Consider the following 6,382-nt stretch of genomic DNA (forward strand, 5'->3'; position numbering starts at 1 on the left):
GGACATATATGCTTCAAAAACAAATTCTAAATGAAAACTTCAGTCTAGTTCTATCAGGTGGTGGTGCGCTTGGTATTGCACAACTTGGTGTTATACATGACTTAGAAGAGCTAGATATATCTCCATCTGAGATTATAGGTACGAGTATTGGTTCTATTATAGGGGCATGTATGAGTATTGGGATGAAAGAGAGTGAGACATATGCTTTATTTGAAAAGTTTTCAAGCATATTTAACTGGGTGAAGTTATCTTTTAGTGGAAACTCTATCATTAGTAGTAAAAAAATAGAAGTAATTCTCAATGATATTTTTCATGACTTAAAAATGAAAGATACAAAAATTCCACTTAAAATCATTGCTACAAATACACTCAACGGAAATATTAAAGTTTTTGATTCTACTGATGATGTTAAAATTAAAGATGCTCTTTTAGCTAGTATGGCTATTCCCGGTATATTTGAAGAAAAAACCATAAATGACACCATATATAGTGATGGTTTTTTATGTGCAAACCTAGGCATAAACCAAGCTACATATGATGATGTTTTAGCCATAGATGTAATGGGAGATAATTCTTTTTATAAAGACATGCCAAATCATCTTTTCAAGACAAAAAATGTTGTAGACATGTTTGAAAAATCTATGCGAATTCTCATTCGTAATCAAACAAAAGCCTCTCTACTAGTTTCTACTAAAAACATATACATCATAGAACCAGTAACAAAAGATTTCAAGACATTTCATTTTCATAAGTATGAAGAGATAAGGAAACTTGGTTTGGGTCTACTCTAAAGGAGCAGATACAGTATATCTCCACTTATATAAAGTTAGCTATACTTCATTAAATAAAGGAAACTACGAATGCTCCCGATTGAGACCACTATACTATTTTTCACAACTTCCATAATTCTTGCTCTTATGCCTGGACCAGATAACCTTTTTGTACTTACACATTCTGCATTACATGGATTCAAATCTGGGATGATAGTTATACTTGGCTTATGCACAGGTGTTTTCATACATACAATAGCAGTTACATTAGGTGTTTCTGTTATATTTCAAACATCTCAAGTTGCTTTTGATATTTTAAAGGTTATTGGTGCGGTGTATTTGTTGTACTTAGCATGGCAAGCTTTCAAGGCAGCCTCAACTTCACTAGATAATAAAGTAAAAACAATTTCATCTGCAAAAAAGCTTTACTTTCGTGGAATCTTAATGAGTAGTACAAATCCTAAAGTAGCCATTTTCTTCTTAGCTTTTCTTCCTCAGTTTGCTGATCCTTTAAATGGCTCTATAACAATTCAAATGCTCATTTTAGGAACGATGTTTAACGTAGCTGGATTTTTAGTTTTTAGCATCGTATCATTTTTTGCAGGACATCTAGGAGAGTGGTTAAAAAACTCACAAAGAGCGCAAACTATTTTAAACCGTATCGCTGGAACTATTTTTATGGGGTTTGCGATTAAATTGGCTGTTAGTGAGAGGTAAACAGCTTTGTTTAACTCTAGGCGACCTAATGTTCAATATTTTAAATGCAGTAGAGTTCAATAATCCTATAAAAAATGTTGATGATGATTTTTTTACTGATTTTTCAGGTTTAAGAAAAGGATTCAATGAAAGAAAAATATTTAGAATGCTTAATATTAATCCAAATAACAGAGAGTGTAACAGTCTAACATCTATACAAAGAGTATTTTTATCTGGCCATAGAGGTACTGGAAAAACAACAGAACTTTTGAAACTACGTAATGAAATAAATGAAACAAAATGCTTCTTAACTGTTTTTTGTGATGTCGGCAATGAAGAGTTAGATATTAACAATATAGACTTTGTAGATATTGTTATTTTTATGCTTGAACAATTAGTAAAAAAGTTAAATGACTCAGATATTAAAATAAATCAAAACGACATTGAATCTTTTTATAGTTGGTACTCACAAAGAATAGAAAAAATCAATGTAAAAACAGATGCTTCAGCTTCTATAGAAATAGAAGCTGAAGCTGGTATCAGTATTCCATCACTATTTAAACTAATTACAAAAACAAAAAATAAACTCTCAGCATCGCAAGATACAAAAGATACAATAAGACGCGTATTTACAAACAAATTTTCTGATTTTAGTCTAAAATTTAATGAATTTATACTCAAAATTAAAGAGACTATAAAAAAAGAAAATGTAGCACAAGATTTACTCTTTATTATAGATGGTTTTGAAAAAATTGGAACGCTCGAAGATAGAAAAAAGATACTTATAGATAATTCAAATAAATTCGTAGAAATACAATCAAATATGATAATAGCATTACCAATTGAGCTTTTTAGTCAGATCGCTACATTAAGTAACTTTGCTACTCCAATATCTTTTCCTTTGATTACTTTAGATGATAAAGGAATGGTAAAATTTAAAGAGTTCATCGATAAACGAATTAATGTAAAGCTTTTTGATAGTGAGACAACTATTCAACAAATCATTAAATATGGTGCAGGCTCTCCAAGAGAAACATTAAAAATAATTAGAGAAGCTTATATGGCAGCAGAGGGTGAAGTAATTGACTCTCAAAGTGTTATTGACGCTAAAGATAAAATTTCAAATGAAGTTGTAAACTTTTTAAATGCTCAAGAACTAGAAGTACTTAAAGAAATAGATATAAAAGAAAATATTCCATATAGCGATACTGTAGCTAGTCTATATGTAAAAAAAGTACTTTTAGAATATGGGGATGGAACTACACAACAAATCAATCCAATTATTTTAGAAAATGATAATTATAAAAAACTGATAGAACAACAGTAGATAATTTTGAATTTTGAATTGACTTTTGAACAACTACAAGGTAAACTAAAAAAAGTTTTAGATCCTTCTAGATTTAGATTTATACTTATTCTATATCCAAATACAAATATGATAGATGAAATAAAAAGTTATATATCAAATACTTACCCAGAAAGTTTAGTTACAAACTTAGATTTACAAAACAAATCATATCAAGATATATCTACTGAGTTATATAAGAATAACGAGGGTTTTGTATATATTAATGATTTTGAAGAGTTATTGGACAATCCAGAGCTATACAATGGTTTCAACCAAAGAAGAGATAAAATAGCTTCTCACAATATCAATCTTATCTGTTTTATATCTCTTTACCAAAAAGAAGAACTTTTCACAAAATCTTTAAATGTGATACCCGACTTATGGGAGTTTAAAGATACAGTTTTAGAATTACAAAAGGATGAAAAAACTAATCAGCTTATAGATATAAATGTTACAGATAGTATGTCTTACAGTTCTATTGGTGGAACAAATACAAAAGATAAAAAAGTTAAATTGGAAAACTTGCTAAAAGAACTTGATGAAGTCAATAATGATGAATTAAGATTAAACATTTTAAAGCAAGTTGCTATGATTTATGACGATTTAGGAGAAAGTAAACTTTCTTTGGAATACTATTTAAAAGAATTGGAACTAAAGGAAAAGTTAAATGCATCCGAAGATCAACTTGCTGTTAGTTACAATAATATTGCTCTAGCCTATAAAGATCTTGGATATATAGATGAAGCATTAAAGTATCAATTTAAAACATTACATATAAGAGAAAATAGTTTAACTAAAAATGATATAGATTTAGCTTTAAGTTATAGTAACCTTTCTATCATTTATGAAGGGAATAATGATTTAGAAAAAGCATTAAACTATCAAATAAAATCTTTGGAAATAAGAGAAAAAAATCTAGAAGAAAACCACCCTGACTTAGCTAACTCCTACGGTATTCTAGCTATGATTTATCAAGGAATGGGAAAATTAGAACAAGCCATTCAATATCAAAAAAAAGATTTGAAAATTTTAGAAAAGGTACTAGGTAATAAACACCCAAGCTTAGCTCGTTCATACAGTAATATAAGTGCAATTTATCATGATATTGGAGAATTAGAAAAAGCATTAGTGTATCAGCTTAAAGCATTACACATAAGAGAAGAAATATTAGGCGAAGTACATCCAGATGTAGCAAATAGTTATAATAATATTTCTCTACTATACCGAGATAAGAAAGAATGTACAAAAGCTAAAGAATTTTTATATAAAGGTATAAATATTTTAAAACAACTAAATTTCAATCATCCTCATTTAATTACTTGTACTGATAATTTAAAGCAAATTGAGTCACAAATAAAAAAACAAAAAAATGCTGGCTATAAAAAGAAAGGTAAGTACTGTAAAGATATGTGATTTTTCGGAGTCAAGGTACAGCTGATGATATTGAAAGTAATAATTTAACCTCTAGTAATCAAAAACATTATCTTTTTATAAAAGAATTTTTTATAAAGAAGCACGCACAACATAACGCCATTTATAATGACTTACCTCAACACTAAAGCCATAACCCTCAAGCATATTTTTTAAGTCATATGGTTCATAAAAATGAGCTGGTTCACCTAGCAGTTTTTCCATCTTATAAATTGCATTACCTCTAAATGTACTTACATCAAAATCATAAATAAAGAGTTTTCCATTCTTCTTTAAAACTCGAATAATTTCTTTGAGAGCAAGTTCAGGGTCACGAAGATGGTGAAGTGATTCACCCATCAGCACAGCATCAAAACTCTTATCTTCAAATGGTAATGCTTCTGCTGTAGCAATATGTGTTTCTAAATACTCTGGAGCAAATTTGAGCATACCCTCCGCAGGATCTATTGCTACATATTTCAACTCACTGTTACATCTATGAGCAAACTCACTCATCATTCCAGTACCAGCTCCAACATCTAAAACTGATGCTTGATTAGACAGTGGTTTTAAAAACTGGCACAACTCTTCTAAAACTTTTTTAGGGTAAATCAATGAGCCAAAATTTTTAAAGAAAAATCCTAAGTGATTAAAAGGAATCATGACCTCATCCCAAGCTTTTCAAGAAGAAAAATAACACTGTAGTAAGCAAGTATGGTCATAGCAATTGAGATGCCCATACTCAAGTAAAACCCAAGCCCTTTTTTAATTAAGATAGGAAAAGTTATAAAAAGTGTCATAGAAGGAACTATCAACCAAACAATGTTGTTTGAAAACTCAACAGCTTTTGTACTGCTGTTTGTATCTATATACATCCATGTCATAGCTAGTATGGAGACAAGCGGTATAGCCGCTAACATCGCACCTAAAAGACTGCTACGTTTAGCTATTTCAGAGATTAAAACTATTAACAGTGCCGTAATAATTAACTTAGTAATATAGTATGCCAATTTTTTTCCTTTAGGCTGGATTATATCTTAATTTACTTGCCACAAAAATAGTAATCGGATATGAAAAATGTACTTCACCATATTCCAAGTGAGTATTCATGCCTAAGCTATTTGTCTCAACATCACTTTTAAAGATTTTTCTTATTTTATCTTCATCCCCTTTATTTGGAAAGGATGCTTTTAGTTGACTTTCTAATTCTAAGTCAACTTTATATGAACTTTTCTTATGATTAGATAAAGCTTTATTAGAAAAAAGTGCATGGAACTCTTTAAATGTTAACGCCTTAGTGTGAGAAGGATCTCTTAATCTTTCCATTTCATTGTATGCATTGGCATACTTATCTTCAAGAGCTACATCAACAACTATGATTTTTCCATTAGGTTTACAAACTCGTATCATTTCATTAAGTACTGTTTGAGTATCTAAAAAATGGTGAAAGCTATATCTTGTAACAACTATGTCAAAGCTATTGTCTTTATATGCTAACTTTTCAACACTCTCGATATGAAACTGTATATTTGCTAAACCATTTTCTTCTTGCATCTTTATAGCTTGTTCAATCATAGCACTTGTTATATCTAAACCTACAACACTTTTAGCATGTTTTGCAAACTCACAACTAAGGATTCCAGTTCCACAAGCTAAATCTAAAACCTCATCATTCTTTGATACCCTACTCAGCATCATGATTGTATCTACTGAATCGTAATGTCCCTTAATCTTTGTAAATGGAAGTGCCTGTTTTGAGAACTGTTCAATGATTTTTTCATTATGATTTGTTTTTGGATTATCTTTCATATCATACTCCTAAGTAAAATTTAGCTCAAGTATATGAAGTATCTCGCATTAAGTCTTGTATAAAATTAACATTTTCTATTTATGAAGTATGTTCTTTTTGTACTCATTAGGTGTGAGTTGAAAAACTCTTTTAAATGATTTGTTAAGATGGCTTTGATCAAAAAATCCACTTGTTTGTGCAACTTCAGAAATAGGCATATTTTTAGAAAGTAGCTCTTTGGCTAAATGTACTTTTTTATTTAGTAGGTATGAATGGATAGGTAACCCAAACTCTTTTTTAAATATTCTTAAAACATGGACAATTGATAAACCCATATAACGAGATATATCATCTAATGAAATTTTATTT

General features: G+C 29.6%; 8 protein-coding genes. 4 read left to right on the forward strand and 4 right to left on the reverse strand.

Going from position 1 to position 6,382, the window contains the following annotated elements; translation table 11 throughout:
- The first annotated feature begins 8 nt into the window (after positions 1-8).
- The 4 genes from ACI9TV_RS06605 to ACI9TV_RS06620 all read left to right on the forward strand — a co-directional run bounded on the left by ACI9TV_RS06605 (position 9) and on the right by ACI9TV_RS06620 (position 4,227).
- A complete protein-coding gene (locus ACI9TV_RS06605) occupies positions 9-791 on the forward strand; it encodes a patatin-like phospholipase family protein (protein ID WP_415249981.1) in 783 nt (260 codons plus the stop codon).
- A gap of 69 nt (positions 792-860) precedes the next feature.
- Complete coding sequence (locus ACI9TV_RS06610; protein ID WP_415249982.1) at positions 861-1,487, forward strand: LysE family translocator; 627 nt, start codon at positions 861-863, stop codon at positions 1,485-1,487.
- A 28-nt stretch (positions 1,488-1,515) separates the two neighbouring features.
- On the forward strand, positions 1,516-2,793 hold the full coding sequence (locus ACI9TV_RS06615) for a hypothetical protein (protein ID WP_415249983.1): 1,278 nt from the start codon (positions 1,516-1,518) through the stop codon (positions 2,791-2,793).
- A 6-nt stretch (positions 2,794-2,799) separates the two neighbouring features.
- Positions 2,800-4,227, forward strand: a complete 1,428-nt coding sequence (locus ACI9TV_RS06620) for a tetratricopeptide repeat protein (RefSeq protein WP_415249984.1) — start codon at positions 2,800-2,802, stop codon at positions 4,225-4,227.
- 90 nt (positions 4,228-4,317) lie between these two features.
- Here ACI9TV_RS06620 and ACI9TV_RS06625 read toward each other — a convergent pair whose 3' ends face one another.
- The 4 genes from ACI9TV_RS06625 to ACI9TV_RS06640 all read right to left on the reverse strand — a co-directional run.
- Positions 4,318-4,887 (reverse strand): class I SAM-dependent methyltransferase, encoded by a 570-nt coding sequence (locus tag ACI9TV_RS06625; RefSeq protein WP_415249985.1) that lies wholly within the window; start codon positions 4,885-4,887, stop codon positions 4,318-4,320.
- A complete protein-coding gene (locus tag ACI9TV_RS06630; protein WP_415249986.1) occupies positions 4,884-5,234 on the reverse strand; it encodes a DUF3147 family protein in 351 nt (116 codons plus the stop codon). The genes ACI9TV_RS06625 and ACI9TV_RS06630 overlap by 4 nt, the downstream gene beginning before the upstream one ends.
- A 10-nt stretch (positions 5,235-5,244) precedes the next feature.
- On the reverse strand, positions 5,245-6,033 hold the full coding sequence (locus ACI9TV_RS06635; protein WP_415249987.1) for a class I SAM-dependent methyltransferase: 789 nt from the start codon (positions 6,031-6,033) through the stop codon (positions 5,245-5,247).
- Between the two features lie 75 nt (positions 6,034-6,108).
- On the reverse strand, positions 6,109-6,382 hold a 274-nt coding region (locus tag ACI9TV_RS06640), incomplete at its 5' end, for a helix-turn-helix domain-containing protein (protein ID WP_415249988.1).

The organism is Sulfurimonas sp. (assembly GCF_047622445.1).
Classification (GTDB): Bacteria; Campylobacterota; Campylobacteria; order Campylobacterales; family Sulfurimonadaceae; genus Sulfurimonas.

Coding starts and splice junctions, on each gene's coding strand:
- ACI9TV_RS06615 (WP_415249983.1), top strand. CDS start 1,516: ATGTTCAATATTTTAAATGCAGTAGAGTTCAATAATCCTATAAAAAAT.
- ACI9TV_RS06625 (WP_415249985.1), bottom strand. CDS start 4,887: ATGATTCCTTTTAATCACTTAGGATTTTTCTTTAAAAATTTTGGCTCA.
- ACI9TV_RS06605 (WP_415249981.1), top strand. CDS start 9: ATGCTTCAAAAACAAATTCTAAATGAAAACTTCAGTCTAGTTCTATCA.
- ACI9TV_RS06610 (WP_415249982.1), top strand. CDS start 861: ATGCTCCCGATTGAGACCACTATACTATTTTTCACAACTTCCATAATT.
- ACI9TV_RS06635 (WP_415249987.1), bottom strand. CDS start 6,033: ATGAAAGATAATCCAAAAACAAATCATAATGAAAAAATCATTGAACAG.